We start from the raw sequence: 13,746 nt of genomic DNA, 5'->3' as shown, positions 1-13,746 counted from the left end.
GGGTAGAGCTTCTTCTCGATGAAATAGTCGTCGCTGAGCGCGATCCGCTCCAGTTCCTTGGCGGTGTCGAGCACCGGGTCCGAGATGTTGAGCTCGGCCAGCACCTCGTCCGCGGTCTGCTTCATCACCTTCGCCCGCGGGTCGAAGTTCTTGTAGACCCGGTGCCCGAAGCCCATCAGGCGGAACGGATCGTCCTTGTCCTTGGCCCGCGCGATATACTCGGGGATCCGCTCGGGCCGCCCGACCTCGCGCAGCATGTTGAGCGCGGCCTCGTTGGCGCCGCCGTGCGCCGGTCCCCACAAGCAGGCGATGCCCGCCGCAATGCAGGCGAAGGGGTTGGCGCCCGACGAGCCCGCCAGCCGCACGGTCGAGGTGGAGGCGTTCTGCTCATGGTCGGCATGGAGGATGAAGATCCGGTCCATAGCCCGCTCGATGATCGGGTTGACCTCATAGGGCTCGGCTGGAACGCCGAAGGTCATGCGCAGGAAGTTGCCGGTGTAGCTAAGCGAATTGTCGGGGTAGAGGAACGGCTGGCCGACGCTGTACTTGTGGGCCATAGCCGCGATCGTCGGCATCTTGGCGATCAGCCGGTGCGAGGCGATCATGCGCTGCTTGGGATCGGTGATATCCGTGCTGTCGTGGTAGAAGGCGGACAGCGCGCCCACCACGCCGCACATGATAGCCATCGGGTGGGCATCGCGGCGGAACCCGCGGTAGAAGTTCGCCAGCTGCTCGTGCAGCATGGTGTGGCGGCTGATGGTGTAGGTGAACTGGTCCAGCTCCTCCTTGCTGGGGAGCTCGCCGTTGACCAGCAGATAGGCGACTTCGGGGAAGGTCGACTGCTCGGCCAGCTGGTCGATCGGGTAGCCGCGGTGGAGCAGGATGCCTTCTTCACCGTCGATGTAGGTGATCGCGCTCTGGCAGCTGCCGGTGGAAGTGAAGCCAGGATCGTAGGTGAAGGCGCCGGTCTCGACATAGAGCTTGCGAATGTCGATTACGTCCGGCCCAACGCTGCCGGACAGCACGGGAAAGCTCTTCTCCTCGGTCCCGAGCTTCAGGGTGGCGTTGGCGTCCGACATCAAGCTTGCTCCATCATCTGGTCTTCGATCCGACCCAGGCTTTCGCCCTGCCCGAGAAGGACGAGTACGTCAAAGATGCCCGGGCTGGTGGTCCGGCCGGTCAGCGCCGCGCGCAGCGGCTGGGCGACCTTGCCGAGCTTGAGGCCGGCCTCCTCCGCCACCTCCCGCACGGCCGCTTCGGTGCCGTCGTGGGTCCAGTCGCTCACTTGGCCCAGCGCAGAATAGACCCGGCCGAGCAGCCATCGCGCGCCGTCGTCGAGCAGTGCGGCCGCGGCGGGCTCCACGACGAGCGGACGCTCGGCAAACAGGAAGTCGGCCGCGGCGGCGAGCTCGTTCAGGTTTTTGGCCCGGGCCTTGAGCTCGGGCATGGCACGCTCCAGCAGGGCGAGGTCGTCGCCTTCCAGCCCGCCCCGCCGCGCCGCGACCAGGATCGCCAGCCGGGCATCATCGGCAGCGCGGATGTAGTGGCCGTTCAGGTTCTCAAGCTTCTTGAGGTCGAAGCGGCTAGGGCTCTTGCCGACACCGTCTAGGTCGAACCAGCGGATTGCCTGCTCGCGGCTGATGATCTCGTCGTCGCCATGGCCCCACCCTAGCCGAAGCAGGTAGTTGGCTAGCGCTTCGGGCAGGATGCCGAGCTCGTCCCGATAGGAGTCGACACCGAGCGCGCCGTGTCGCTTGCTGAGCTTGGCCCCGTCCGCGCCGTGGATCAGCGGCACATGGGCGTAGACGGGCTCGGGCCAGCCCATGGCGCGGATGATGCCAAGCTGGCGGAAGGCGTTGTTAAGGTGGTCGTCGCCGCGGATCACGTGGGTCACACCCATGTCGTGGTCATCGACCACCACCGCCAGCATGTAGGTCGGGGTGCCGTCGGAGCGGAGCAGAACGAAGTCGTCGAGCTCGGCATTCTGGACGGTGACCCGGCCCTGGACGCGATCCTCGATCACCGCTTCGCCTTCGCGCGGCGCCTTGAGGCGGACCACGAACGGCGCGCCGGGCGAGGGGGCGTCGGCACAGTCCCGCCACTGGCTGTTTAGCCGGAACGGCCGCCGCTCGGCCTGGGCTGCTTCGCGCTGTGCCTGCAGCTCTTCGGAGGTCATGTAGCAGCGGTAGGCCGCGCCGCGGTCCAGCAGCTGCTGCGCCACCTCCGCGTGCCGGCCCGCGAAGTGCGACTGGTAATATTCGGCGCCGTCCCAATCGAGGTCGAGCCAGCGCATGCCGTCGAGGATGGCGTCGATCGCTTCCGTCGTGGAGCGCGCCCGGTCCGTGTCCTCGATCCGCAGCAGGAACTTGCCGCCGTGATGGCGGGCGAACAGCCAGTTGAACAGGGCGGTGCGGGCGCCCCCGATGTGCAGGAATCCGGTTGGGCTCGGCGCGAAGCGGGTGACGACTGTGCTTGCGCTCACGCGCGGTTTCCTCTTGGATAGATCCGCCAGATCGCGTGGAAGCCTGGGGGGCTCCGAAACCATGGACGTTGCCGCCCTGTCGGCACGCGAGCCGGTGCGGCTGCACTGGCGATTTGCGGCAGGTTTCGCAAGAGCCGAGGCGTGGCTGGAGGCCGAGCGCGAGCAGCTGGCGCTGTGGCTGGTGGTGGCGCTGGGCGGCGGGATTGCGCTGTGGCTGAGCCTGCCGGGACCGCGCGCGTGGGCGGCCTCGGTGCTGCTCAGTGCCGGAGTGGCGCTGACGAGCGCGATCTTCGTGCCGGGGCGGGCGGGCCGAGCGCTGGCGGCCGGCTGCGGGATGTTGGCGCTCGGTACCGGGCTGATCTGGGTACACAGCGAGCGGGTTGCGGCCCCGCGGCTCGAACGGACCGCGATCGTCCAGTTCACGGCGGAGGTCGAGCGGGTGGAACCGCTCGCCGCGCGCGACAGCCTGCGCCTGCTGCTGGCGCCGCAGACTCCCGGACTGCCGCCGCGGATCCGGGTCAACATGTCGGACGAGGAGGTGCCTGAAGGGCTCGGACCTGGGGCGACGGTGCGACTACGCACGCGGCTGACGCCGCCCATGCCCATGCCGCTGCCCCGGGGCGCATGACTTCGCCCGCGACGCTTGGTTTGCGGGCATCGGCGCGCTCGGCCGGGCGCTGGGCGAGGTGGAGGTGCTGCGACGGGCGAACGGCGGCGGGCTCGCCGGGCTGCGCGACCGGGTCGGCCGGCACATCCGCAGCCAATTGCCGGAGGCCGAAGGCGCAATTGCCAATGCGCTCGCCACCGGTGACCAGGGCGCGATCCCGGAAGCGGACGCCGAAGCCATGCGCCGCTCGGGGCTCGCGCACCTGTTGTCAGTCAGCGGCCTGCACATCGCGGCGGCGGTGGGCGCGGCATTCCTGCTGACGCTGCGGCTGCTGGCCTTGTTCGAGCGGCTGGTGCTGCGCTTCAACCTGGTGCTCGTGGCCGCCGGCGCGGGCGCCTTGACCGGCGTCGCCTACACGCTGCTGACCGGCGCGCAGGTGCCGACGGTGCGCGCCTGCATTGCCGCGGTCCTGGTGCTGATCGGCATCGCGCTCGGCCGCGAGGCGCTGAGCCTGCGCCTGGTCGCCGTGGGGGCGCTGATCGTGCTGCTGTTCAAGCCCGAAGCGCTGGCCGGCGCGAGCTTCCAGCTGAGCTTCGCCGCGGTAACCACGCTGGTCACACTCTACCAGCTGCCCTGGTTCAAGCGGCACTTCGAACGGCGCGAGGAAGGCGTCGCCGCGCGGCTGCTGCGAGCGCTGGGCGCGATGCTGCTGACCGGCCTGGCGGTGGAGATCGCGTTGATGCCGCTGGCGCTGTACCATTTCCACAAGGCCGGGCTCTACGGGGTGCTCGCCAACCTCGTCGCCATTCCGCTCACCACCTTTGTGGTGATGCCGCTGGAGGCGGGCGCACTGCTGCTGGATGCCGTTGGCCTGGGCGCGCCGCTGTGGACGCTGACCGGGTGGGCGCTCGGCTTTCTGCTGTGGCTGGCCCATGCCGTGGCCGGGGCGAGCGGAGCGGTAGCGATGCTGCCGGCCATGCCGGGCTGGGCCTTTGCGGCGATGGTGCTGGGCGGACTGTGGCTGTGCCTGTGGACCACGCCCGCGCGCTGGGCCGGGCTCCTGCCCATCCTCCTGGGAGCGCTCGCCGCGGCCACCGCCGCGCGGCCAGACCTGCTGATCACCGGAGATGGTCGCCATGTGCCGGTGATTGACCAAGAAGGCACGCCGCACCTGCTGCGGGCGCGCGCCGGCGACTACGTCCATGGCCTGCTGAGCGAGAGCGCCGGGTTCGACGGCGAAGGGCTGGAGTTGGAGCGGCTCGCCGACGCCGATTGCAGCCGCACGCGTGCGTAGCCGAGGTGCGTGGGCAAGGGCGCAGCTGGGCGTTGCTCGCGACCCGCTCCACTCAGACCCTCGATTGGGCGGAACTGGTCGCTGCCTGCGCGGCGGCGGACATCGTGGTGTCGGAGCGGCGCCTGCCGCGCGGGTGCGTGCCCCGCTGGTTCAAGCTCGACCGGGTCTCGCTGGCGCGGTCAGGCGGGCTGGCCATCCATCTCGACGCCAAGCCGCGGGTCGACAGCGTGGCGGAGCAGGTCGCCGGCCATCCTTGGGCTCAGACTTCTCCCGCGTTCTCTGGCGAGCGCAGACGGGCCTCGACCGGGCAAGCTCATCGCCAGGGCGGTTGAACGTGGCGGGCCCGGCGCGCTGGAACTCCGGCTCGCTTGACCCATTGGACCGCCGACCTTTCCCATTCAGGAGTTCCGCCATGTCGATGCTCGACGCCCTCACGCAAGCCGGTGCCGCCAACGCCATCTCCCGCGACCTCGGCGTGGACCAGAAGACGGCCGCGACCGGCATGGCGGCGCTGCTGCCGGCGGTGCTGGGCGGCATGCAGAATCATGCCGGCGCACAGCCGCAGGGGCTCGGCGGGCTGGCCGGGATGCTGGGCGGGCTTGGCGGTGGCGGGTTGTTCGACAACGCCATCGGTCCGCAGCCGACCGACACCAGCCACGGCAACCAGGTGCTGGGCCAAATCTTCGGCAACAAGGACAACAGCCGCACCGTCGCCGACCACGCCGCGCAGCAGACCGGCCTGTCGCCCGACCTCCTCAAGAAGATGCTGCCGATCGTCGCCATGCTCGCTGCCGGCTACTTCGCGCGGCAGGCCGGCGGGCAGGGCGGAGCGATCGGCGGTGCCGGCGGCCTCGGCGGGGGTATGGGCGGGATGCTCGGCTCGCTGCTCGGTGGCGGCGCAGGCGCTGGCGGAGCCAACCCGCTCAACAGCATCCTGGGCGGGCTGATGGGGGCCGGGCGCCGCTGATCGGCAGCAAGCGCCGGCAGCTACTGGCAGCCTCCCTGCGGGCTAGCTAAGCTTCGGCATGCCTGCCGACGCCCAGCCTACCCTCCTCGCTATTTTCGGCCGCTTTCTCCGGTTCGGGCTGCTCGCCTGGGGCGGTCCGATCGCGCAGATCGCGATGGTTAAGCGCGAGCTGGTCGAGGAGGAGCGATGGCTGGAGCCATCGCGCTTCAACCGGCTGCTGGCCATCTACCAGGTGCTTCCGGGACCTGAAGCGCACGAAATTTGCGTGCATATCGGGATGATGAAGCGCGGGCGGGTCGGCGGCCTGTTGGCAGGGCTCGGCTTCATGCTTCCCGGGCTGGTGCTCATCCTTGCCATTGCCTGGCTGTACGGGCGGCTGAACCTCGATCAGCCGCTGATCGCCGCCGCCTTCCTTGGCATCCAGATCGGGGTCGTCGCGCTGATCGTGCGAGCGGTTCACAAGATTGCCGACCACGCGCTCGGCGACCGCTTGCTGTGGGCCGTGGCCTTGACCAGCGCCGCCGCCACGGCGCTGGGCGTCCACTTCTGGATCGTGTTGCCCGTGGCCGGCTTGGCTTACGCATTGGGCGCTTCCGGTCGTTATGGCCTGGCGCTGCTGACGATCGGCATCGCTGCGCTGGCGGCGGTGGCCACGGGCGGCGGCGCTTCTTCGCTGGCAGCGGGGCCGGGCACCACGGCGAGCCTGGCGGGGCAGGGTTCGGTGCCTGCGCTGCCTCTGTTCCTGTCCGGCCTCAAGGCCGGGCTGCTGACCTTTGGCGGCGCCTACACGGCTATTCCGTTCGTCCGCAGCGATGCCGTGGGGCGGGGATGGGTGAGCGACGCGCAGTTCTTGGATGCGCTAGCGCTTGGCGGGATCATCCCCGCGCCGCTGGTCATCTTCACGACGTTCATCGGCTATCTCGCGGGCGGGCTGACCGGGGCGCTGGCGATCACCGCGGGCGTGTTCCTGCCTGCCTTCGCCTTGGCCCTGCTGTTCTACGACCGGCTGGAGCGGGTGGTGGAGGACGAGCGGCTCCACCGCTTGCTGGAAGGGGTGGCGGCGGGAGTGGTCGGCCTAGTAGCGGTGACCGCCGCGCAGCTTGGCTGGACAGTCGCCGGTTCGGTACCCTCGCTGCTGTGGGCAGCGGTGCTGTTCGCCGCGGCGCTGCTGCTCCTCTATCGCTGGCGTTCGCGGCTGGCCGTCCCTGCGGTCGTACTCGGGTCCGGGCTCGCTGGCGCGGCGCTTTTCGCGTGAGCGGCCCCGCCCCGGCTAAGCCGACCGCGCGCCCTGGACATACTGGTCCACATTCTTCGCCAGCACGTCCATCGGCACGTTGCCGCCCAGCACGACCGCATCGTTGAACGCCTTGAAGTCGTACCGGCCCCCGAGTGCCGTCTTGGCCCGCTCGCGCTGGCGGTTGATCTCTTGGTGGCCGACTTCGTAGCCGCAGGCTTGGCCAGGCCATGAGCAGTAGCGGTCGACCTCGCTCGCGACCTCCAGCGGGTTGGAGCCGTTGACGTCAACGAAGTATTGCACGGCCTGCTGGCGGGTCCAGCGCTTGGCGTGGAGGCCGGTGTCGACGATCAGGCGAATCGCGCGAAAGGCGATCGACTGGAGGTAGCCGAGGCGCCCGGCAGGGTCGGCATCGAACACGCCGAGCTCGTCCGCCAGCTGCTCGGCGTAGAGCGCCCAGCCTTCCGAGTAGGCGTTGAACGCGAGGATCGAGCGGACGAGCGGCAGCTTCTGCGCATACTCGCCCTGCCAGACATGGCCGGGAAGCGCCTCATGATGGGTGAGGTCGGGCAGGCTGTACTTGCTGTGCAGGTCGGTTGTGCGCAGGTTGATCCAGAACTTGCCGGGAATGGTACCGTCGATTGAGCCCGCGCCGCCATAGGCGGCGGGCGCGCCGGGCTCCTCTTCGGGCGGCAGGCGCTTCACCTCAACGTTGCCGCGGGTCAGCGTATTGAAGGCGCGCGGCATCTGGGCACGGATGATGCGAAGCCGCTCCTGGATGAACGCCATGATCTCGGCCCGGCCCTTGTCACCCTCGCTGAACTTGTACTTGGGGTCGTCGGCCAGCGCCTTCATCCGCTCGCCGACTGTGCCGTTCGTGTAGCCGAGCTGGCGGAGCAGGGGGTCCATCCGGCCGTGCAGGATTTTCAGCACGTCGAGGCCGAGCTGATGCACCTCGTCCGGGGTCATGTTGGTCGTGGTCGAGGCCTTGAGCGCCCAGCGATAGTATTCCGGCCCGTTCGGGCGCGCCCACATGCCGGCGGCGTTGTTGGCGAGGGCGCGCTGGTGTTCAAGCTCGGCGATCTGCTGCTGCAGTGCCGGTGCAACCTCGCCGGTGACGATGCGCTGGGTGCGAGGCACCCAGTCGCCGGGGATCTCCTTGGTCTTGGTGCGGACCATCTCGACCAGCGGGCCGCTCGCAGTCGCGCCCTTGAGCGACTGACTCATCTGACCGACCGCCTTCTCCAGCAGAAAGGCGGGCGGAACCAAGCCCTTCTCGCGGGCCGCACGGGCGCGCCCCAGCTCGCCTTCGAGGGTGCGCGGGTACTGCGCCAGCCGCTGCAGCAGCGCTTCGGCGTCGGCCGCGGTCTTCACCTGGTGCTCGCTGTCGAGGAAGCGCGGCACGTCGAGGTAGGCGCCGACGTTCTGGATCACGACGTACGGCGTATTGCGCCACCCGCCGACCGCCACATCCCCGTAGGGCAGGGCGAAGCCTTCCAGCGCGGTGCGATAGGCGCTGCGGGCCACCTCCACGCTGGTGCGGGTCGAGTGGGTGAGGCCGGCGGTATCCACCGCCTCAGCGCGGGCGAGGTCGGCCCGGAGAGTCTCGGCGATGCGCTGCTGCCCGGCGGCGGAGCGGTCAGCCAGAAGTGAGCGGAGCGCGGCATGCTCGCCCTTGTCGACGCCCAGGCTGGTAGCAGTCTCGGGCTGCAGGCGGAGGAGGTTGTCGGCCATCGCATCAAGCAGCGCGGCGGCGGCGGCCTCGGTGGTCGAGGCGGCTGCCGCTGGCGTACCGGTCAGCGTCCGGGCGCAGCCGGACAGCAGCGGCACAGCCACTGACGAGGCGAGGGCGGCGACCGCTTGGCGGCGGCTCAGCGCGGGGGCGTTCATGAGCGGGGAAGTCTCCAACGAAATCAGGCGGGTGGCAGCGTGCGTTCTGCTTCTACGGTGAGGCAGTTGCCGTCAACGCCGGTGATGCGGACGCGTGAGCCGGGCTCGGCGTGGTCGCCGCGGGCGGACCAGTCGCCGTCGCCGACGCGGACGCGGCCGCCATGCTCGTCGACCGCTTCGACCACCGTCACGGTGCGTCCAATCAGCCGGGCCGAGCGGTCGTTGAGGTGCGGGTCGCTGCTGTTCACCGGACGGTTGGCGTAGACCTTGCGCCCGACCGCAACCGCCAGCGCCGTGTAGAGGGCGAACAGCGCAAGCGCGGGCGCCAGGCCGAGGTCGAACAGGACCACGAACAGACCGGTAGCGATGGCAGCGGCGCCGATGAACAGGAGAAAGAAGCCGGGGGCGACGATCTCCAGCATCAGCAGCAGGACGCCGCCGATCAGCCACAGCCAGCCCGGCTGCAGGTCCTCGAGCATCAGCCCTGCACCCGCGGCACGCCCGGCACGATCTGGGGCGGGGCGCCGCGCTCGGGGATGAGGTCGGTGGGCGGGCGCTTGGGTGCGGAGGCCTGCTGCTGCTCCCCGCCACCGAGCGCCGACCTCGCGAGCTCCCCGATGCCGCCGAGCGAACCGATCAACTGGGTCGCTTCGACCGGGAAAAGGATGGTCTTGGCATTGGGCGAGTCGGCGAACTTGCCGACGGCTTCGACATATTTCTGCGCGATGAAGTAGTTGATCGCCTGGGTGTTGCCGTCGGCGATGGCGTCGCTGACCGATTTGGTTGCGGACGCCTCGGCCACCGCGGCACGCTCGCGAGCTTCGGCGTCGCGGAACGCGGCTTCCTTGCGGCCTTCGGACTGGAGGATCTGCGCCGCCTTTTCGCCCTCCGCCCGTAGGATTTCCGAGGCGCGCATGCCCTCGCTCTCGAGGATCGCAGCGCGTTTCTCGCGTTCCGCCTTCATCTGGCGGGTCATGGCGTTGACGATGTCGGCGGGCGGGCGAATGTCCTTCAGCTCGACGCGCGTGATCTTGACGCCCCAGCTTTCGGTTGCATGGTCGACCACCTGGAGCAGCCGGGTGTTGATCTCGTCCCGCTTCGAGAGCGTCTCGTCGAGGTCCATCGAGCCCATGACCGTGCGGAGGTTGGTGGTCGAGAGCGCCAGGATCGCCGTATACAGGTCGCTGACTTCGTACGCCGCCTTGGCCGGGTCGAGCACCTGGAAGAATACCACACCATCGACCGCGACCATGGCGTTGTCCTTGGTGATGATCTCCTGCCCCGGAATGTCGAGCACCTGCTCCATCATGTTGATCTTGCGGCCGACGCGATAGAAGAACGGCGGCACGAAGTTGAAGCCGGGGTCGGCAACCCGGACGAAGCGTCCGAAATGCTCAATGGTGTAGCGGTGGCCCTGGTGGACGATCTTGATGCTGGCGATCACGAACAGCAGCACCAGCGCGGCGACGAACAGCAGAAAGGTGGTCAGCATGCAAACCCCCGATGAGTCACGCCCGCATAGTGCGCGGGACGGGGCTGCAAGCGAAGCGAAATCGGCCAAATGACCGGACAATTGCCGCTGAACCTGTTCGGCCGGCGCTCGGCGCTGTTCCTGCCGGCCAGCAACCCGCGGGCGATCGCCAAGGCGCGGGTGGCTGGGGCGGACCTGGTGATTCTTGATCTTGAGGATGCAGTGAAGGCGGCCGACAAGGAAGCGGCGCGGGCCGCGGCGGTGGAAGCGGTGGCGGAGCCCTGGCCTTGCCCTGTGGCGATCCGGGTGAATGGCTTCTCCAGCGACTGGTACGGCGCCGACGTGGAGGCGGTGGCAGGGTCGCAGGCCGACTTGGTGGTGGTGCCACGGGTGGACGGCGCGGCGGTGGTGGCCGAGGTGGGCACGCTCACCGGCAAGCCGGTCGCGGCGATGGTGGAAACGCCGCTCGGGGTGCTGCGCGCCGCGGAGATCGCGGGCGAAGCGGCGGCGCTGATTGCCGGGACCAACGACCTCCGCGCCAGCCTGCGCCTGCCACCGGGCGCGGGGCGGGAGCGGATCTCGGCCTCGCTGCAAATGGTTGTGCTGACGGCGCGCGCGAGCGGCATCCCGGCGTTCGACGGCGTGTTCAACGGGCTCGACGATCCTGAGGGCTTTGCGCGGGAGGCGGAGGACGGGCGGATGCTGGGCTTCGACGGCAAGAGCCTGATCCACCCCAATCAAGTGGCGTCCTGTCACACGGCATGGGCGCCGACCGCGGCCGAACTCGCGCTGGCCGAGCGGCTGGTGGCGGCGGCCGCGGGCGGGGCGGAGCGGTTCGAGGGCGACATGGTGGAGCGGATGCATGTGGAGGCGGCGGAGCGGTTGCTTGCTGCGTCGAAGAACCGCTCGTCCTGAGCGGAGCGAAGTCGAAGGGCGTTCACGCGAGCCAAGCGCCCTTCGACTGCGGGCCTGTGGCCCTCCGCTCAGGACAAGCGCAAACCGAGCTCCTACTGTCCCCTTGCCGAATCGTCCCCGCCCCGCCACTAGCCGCCATGGCCGCCATCCTCGATACCGCCGACATCCCGCTGGGGCTCACCTTCGACGACGTGCTGCTGCAGCCGCTCGAGTCGAGCGTGCTGCCCAGCCAGACAAGCACCCGCACCTTCCTCACCCGCGACATTCCGCTGTGCATCCCGATCCTGTCCTCCGCCATGGACACGGTGACGGAGGCCGACATGGCGATCGCCATGGCGCAGCTCGGCGGCATCGGCGTGCTTCACCGCAACCTGTCGGTGGACGAGCAGGCCGCGGCGGTGCGGCAGGTCAAGCGCTTCGAGAGCGGGATGGTGGTGAACCCGATCACCATGATGCCCGAGCAGACGCTCGCGGACGCGCTGGAGCTGATGGGCCGGCACCGGATCAGCGGTATCCCGGTGGTGGAGCGCTCGGGTAAGCTCGTCGGCATCCTCACCAACCGTGACGTGCGCTTCGCCGAGAACCCGGGCCAGCCGGTGGCCGAGCTGATGACCCGCGAGAACCTGGCCACCGTGTCGCCCGGTACCAGCCAGGAGGAAGCGCGGCGGCTGCTGCACCAGCGGCGGATCGAGAAGCTGCTGGTGGTGGACGATGAGGGCCATTGCGTCGGCCTGATCACCGTCAAAGACATCGAAAAAGCGGTCGCGGCGCCCAATGCGACCAAGGACGGGGAAGGTCGGCTGCGGGTCGCCGCGGCGACCACGGTCGGGGACAAGGGGCATGAGCGGTCCGCGGCCCTGATGGACGCGGGCGTCGACTGCATCGTGATCGACACGGCGCACGGCCATAACCGCGAGGTGGCCCAGGCGGTGGAGCGGGTGAAGAGCGCCTCGAACCGGGTGCAGGTGATCGCGGGCAACGTCGCCACCGCAGACGCGGCCAAGGCGCTGGCGGATGCTGGCGCGGACGCGATCAAGGTTGGAATCGGGCCGGGCTCAATCTGCACCACCCGCATCGTCGCGGGCGTCGGCGTGCCGCAGCTGTCGGCTGTAATGGCTGCCGCCGATGCCGCTCGGGGGCGGGGCGTGCCGGTGATCGCCGACGGCGGCGTGCGGACCTCCGGGGACATGGCCAAGGCGCTGGCGGCGGGGGCGTCGACCGTGATGGTCGGCTCGCTGCTGGCTGGCACGGAGGAAGCGCCCGGCGAGACGTTCCTCTACCAGGGCCGGTCCTACAAATCGTACCGTGGGATGGGCAGCGTCGGCGCCATGGCGCGCGGCTCGGCCGACCGCTATTTCCAGCAGGACATCAAGGACCAGATGAAGCTGGTCCCGGAAGGGATCGAAGGACAGGTTCCCTACAAGGGGTCGGTCGCGGCGATCGTGCACCAGCTGGTCGGCGGCGTGAAGGCGGCGATGGGCTACACCGGCTCCAGCACGATCGAGGAGCTGCAGCAGCGCGCGCAGTTTGTACGCATTACGGGCGCTGGCCTCAGCGAAAGCCATGTGCACGACGTGGCGATCACGCGGGAAGCGCCGAATTATCCGACGCGGTGATCCATGACCCCCGCCGCGCGCGCGCAGGCAGCGATCGAGATCCTCGAGGAGGTGATCGCTTCTGCCCGCAGCGACGGCCCGCCGGCCGATGCGCTGGTTACGGCCTACTTCAAGACCCGCCGCTACGCCGGGTCCAAGGACCGCCGCGCCGTGCGGGAGCTCGTATTCCGGGCGGTCCGCCGCTCGGCCGAGCTGCCGGGGAGCGGGCGGGCGGCGATGCTGGGGATCGCGCCTGAGCTGTTCGACGGCTCCCCGCATGGACCGGTGCCGCGTAGGCAAGACGAGCAGCCTGCGGCGGCAAGTCTTGTTCCGGATTGGCTCGGGGCCGAATTGTCGCCCCTCGTGGCTGTGGAGGAACTCGCCGCGCTGGTGGAGCGGGCGCCGCTCGACATCCGCGCGAACCTCCTCAAGGGGGATCGGGATGCGCTCCTGGGCGAGTGGCCGGGCGCGGTGCGGACTCCGCTCAGTCCCTGGGGCGTGCGCCTGCCCGCCGACACCCCGGTGACCAGCCACCCCGCCTACCTGGACGGCCGGGCGGAAGTGCAGGACGAAGGCAGCCAATTGGTCGCGCTCGCCTGCGAGGCGGCGGGGGCCAAGCGGATCCTGGACCTGTGCGCGGGCGGCGGCGGCAAGGCGCTGGCACTCGCGGCGGCTGCCCACGACGCCGAGATCATCGCCTGCGACGTTAGCCGGCAACGGCTCGCTCCATTGCTGCCCCGGGCTGAGCGGGCCGGCGCGCAAATCACCACCCGGCTGCTCAATCCGCCACGCGAGGCCGGCGAGCTGAGCGACCTCCGGGGCACCTGCGACCTGGTCCTGGTCGACGCGCCCTGCTCGGGCAGCGGGACTTGGCGGCGCAACCCGGAAGGGCGGTGGCGGCTGACGCCCGAGCGGCTGGAGCGGCTGGCAGCTCTGCAGACGCGGGTGCTCGATCTTGCCGCGCCGCTGGTGAGGCCGGGCGGGCGGCTGGTCTATGCCGTCTGCTCCGTGCTCGCCCGCGAAGGCGCGGTTCAGGCGGCCGCGTTCCTCAGCCGCCATTCAGGCTTCGAGCCTATGGATATTCCGGTCGCCGCCGGACGTTTGGACGGGGTCGGGCGTCTGCTCACCCCCGGACATGACGGGACCGACGGCTTTTTCATCGCGCGGTTCGGGGTCAGATGATAGACCGGTCCGGGGCCGAGTGGCTGGAGATTGCGATGCGCTTGTTGCCGATTGCCGTTGCCGCTGGCTTGGGAGCCGCCCTGATCGCTTCGAGCGGCAATGGGCAAAC

Annotated in this window: 13 protein-coding genes; 8 read left to right on the top strand and 5 right to left on the bottom strand. The window is 69.6% G+C overall.

Going from position 1 to position 13,746, the window contains the following annotated elements:
* Nucleotides 1–1,079, bottom strand: a 1,079-nt coding sequence (locus QZX62_RS04635) for a citrate synthase (protein WP_294172520.1), incomplete at its 3' end; no start/stop codon positions are given.
* The gene (gene gltX / locus QZX62_RS04630) at nt 1,079–2,545 is read right to left on the bottom strand and encodes a glutamate--tRNA ligase (RefSeq protein WP_294172519.1); all 1,467 of its coding nucleotides are present in this window, start codon (nt 2,543–2,545) and stop codon (nt 1,079–1,081) included. The genes gltX and QZX62_RS04635, both read right to left, overlap by 1 nt.
* Here gltX and QZX62_RS04625 point away from each other — a divergent pair.
* The 5 genes from QZX62_RS04625 to chrA all read left to right on the top strand — a co-directional run bounded on the left by QZX62_RS04625 (nt 2,544) and on the right by chrA (nt 6,605).
* On the top strand, nt 2,544–3,110 hold the full coding sequence (locus QZX62_RS04625) for a hypothetical protein (protein WP_294172518.1): 567 nt from the start codon (nt 2,544–2,546) through the stop codon (nt 3,108–3,110). The genes gltX and QZX62_RS04625 overlap by 2 nt on opposite strands.
* A 58-nt stretch (nt 3,111–3,168) precedes the next feature.
* Nucleotides 3,169–4,383: a ComEC/Rec2 family competence protein gene (locus QZX62_RS04620; RefSeq protein ID WP_294172517.1), complete on the top strand. Its 1,215-nt coding sequence runs from the start codon at nt 3,169–3,171 to the stop codon at nt 4,381–4,383.
* A 32-nt stretch (nt 4,384–4,415) separates the two neighbouring features.
* Nucleotides 4,416–4,715, top strand: coding sequence for a hypothetical protein (locus QZX62_RS04615; RefSeq protein WP_294172516.1), 300 nt, complete (start codon nt 4,416–4,418; stop codon nt 4,713–4,715).
* 80 nt (nt 4,716–4,795) lie between these two features.
* A complete protein-coding gene (locus QZX62_RS04610) occupies nt 4,796–5,350 on the top strand; it encodes a DUF937 domain-containing protein (RefSeq protein ID WP_294172515.1) in 555 nt (184 codons plus the stop codon).
* 58 nt (nt 5,351–5,408) lie between these two features.
* The gene (gene chrA, locus QZX62_RS04605) at nt 5,409–6,605 is read left to right on the top strand and encodes a chromate efflux transporter (protein ID WP_294172513.1); all 1,197 of its coding nucleotides are present in this window, start codon (nt 5,409–5,411) and stop codon (nt 6,603–6,605) included.
* 15 nt (nt 6,606–6,620) lie between these two features.
* Here chrA and QZX62_RS04600 read toward each other — a convergent pair whose 3' ends face one another.
* From QZX62_RS04600 to QZX62_RS04590, 3 genes are read right to left on the bottom strand one after another with little or no spacing between them, the layout of a single operon-like run.
* The gene (locus tag QZX62_RS04600; protein WP_294172511.1) at nt 6,621–8,474 is read right to left on the bottom strand and encodes a DUF885 family protein; all 1,854 of its coding nucleotides are present in this window, start codon (nt 8,472–8,474) and stop codon (nt 6,621–6,623) included.
* 23 nt (nt 8,475–8,497) lie between these two features.
* Entirely contained in the window at nt 8,498–8,953 is a 456-nt protein-coding gene (locus tag QZX62_RS04595) for an NfeD family protein (protein ID WP_294172509.1), read from the bottom strand.
* Entirely contained in the window at nt 8,953–9,966 is a 1,014-nt protein-coding gene (locus QZX62_RS04590) for an SPFH domain-containing protein (protein WP_294172506.1), read from the bottom strand. The genes QZX62_RS04595 and QZX62_RS04590 overlap by 1 nt, the downstream gene beginning before the upstream one ends.
* Nucleotides 9,967–10,035: 69 nt before the next feature.
* On the opposite strand from QZX62_RS04590, the gene QZX62_RS04585 reads away from it, so the two are divergent.
* From QZX62_RS04585 to QZX62_RS04575, 3 genes are all read left to right on the top strand, one after another.
* Nucleotides 10,036–10,860 carry a CoA ester lyase gene (locus QZX62_RS04585; protein WP_294172504.1) on the top strand — a complete coding sequence of 275 codons (825 nt, stop codon included), beginning with the start codon at nt 10,036–10,038 and terminating at the stop codon, nt 10,858–10,860.
* A 137-nt stretch (nt 10,861–10,997) separates the two neighbouring features.
* Nucleotides 10,998–12,476, top strand: coding sequence for an IMP dehydrogenase (gene guaB / locus QZX62_RS04580; RefSeq protein ID WP_294172502.1), 1,479 nt, complete (start codon nt 10,998–11,000; stop codon nt 12,474–12,476).
* Between the two features lie 3 nt (nt 12,477–12,479).
* Nucleotides 12,480–13,637 (top strand): RsmB/NOP family class I SAM-dependent RNA methyltransferase, encoded by a 1,158-nt coding sequence (locus tag QZX62_RS04575; protein ID WP_294172500.1) that lies wholly within the window; start codon nt 12,480–12,482, stop codon nt 13,635–13,637.
* Nucleotides 13,638–13,746: the final 109 nt, after the last annotated feature.

Origin of the sequence: uncultured Sphingomonas sp., from assembly GCF_902806265.1 — a bacterium.
Taxonomy (GTDB): Bacteria; Pseudomonadota; Alphaproteobacteria; order Sphingomonadales; family Sphingomonadaceae; genus Sphingomicrobium.
Note: the sequence above shows the minus strand (reverse complement) of the source record. Positions and strands in the feature narration are given on the sequence as shown.

Bases quoted from the DNA above. Each gene is read 5' to 3' on its own strand.
- QZX62_RS04625 (WP_294172518.1), top strand. From the start codon at position 2,544: ATGGACGTTGCCGCCCTGTCGGCACGCGAGCCGGTGCGGCTGCACTGG.
- gltX (WP_294172519.1), bottom strand. From the start codon at position 2,545: ATGGTTTCGGAGCCCCCCAGGCTTCCACGCGATCTGGCGGATCTATCC.
- QZX62_RS04610 (WP_294172515.1), top strand. From the start codon at position 4,796: ATGTCGATGCTCGACGCCCTCACGCAAGCCGGTGCCGCCAACGCCATC.
- chrA (WP_294172513.1), top strand. From the start codon at position 5,409: ATGCCTGCCGACGCCCAGCCTACCCTCCTCGCTATTTTCGGCCGCTTT.
- QZX62_RS04600 (WP_294172511.1), bottom strand. From the start codon at position 8,474: ATGAACGCCCCCGCGCTGAGCCGCCGCCAAGCGGTCGCCGCCCTCGCC.
- QZX62_RS04595 (WP_294172509.1), bottom strand. From the start codon at position 8,953: ATGCTCGAGGACCTGCAGCCGGGCTGGCTGTGGCTGATCGGCGGCGTC.
- QZX62_RS04590 (WP_294172506.1), bottom strand. From the start codon at position 9,966: ATGCTGACCACCTTTCTGCTGTTCGTCGCCGCGCTGGTGCTGCTGTTC.
- QZX62_RS04585 (WP_294172504.1), top strand. From the start codon at position 10,036: ATGACCGGACAATTGCCGCTGAACCTGTTCGGCCGGCGCTCGGCGCTG.
- guaB (WP_294172502.1), top strand. From the start codon at position 10,998: ATGGCCGCCATCCTCGATACCGCCGACATCCCGCTGGGGCTCACCTTC.
- QZX62_RS04575 (WP_294172500.1), top strand. From the start codon at position 12,480: ATGACCCCCGCCGCGCGCGCGCAGGCAGCGATCGAGATCCTCGAGGAG.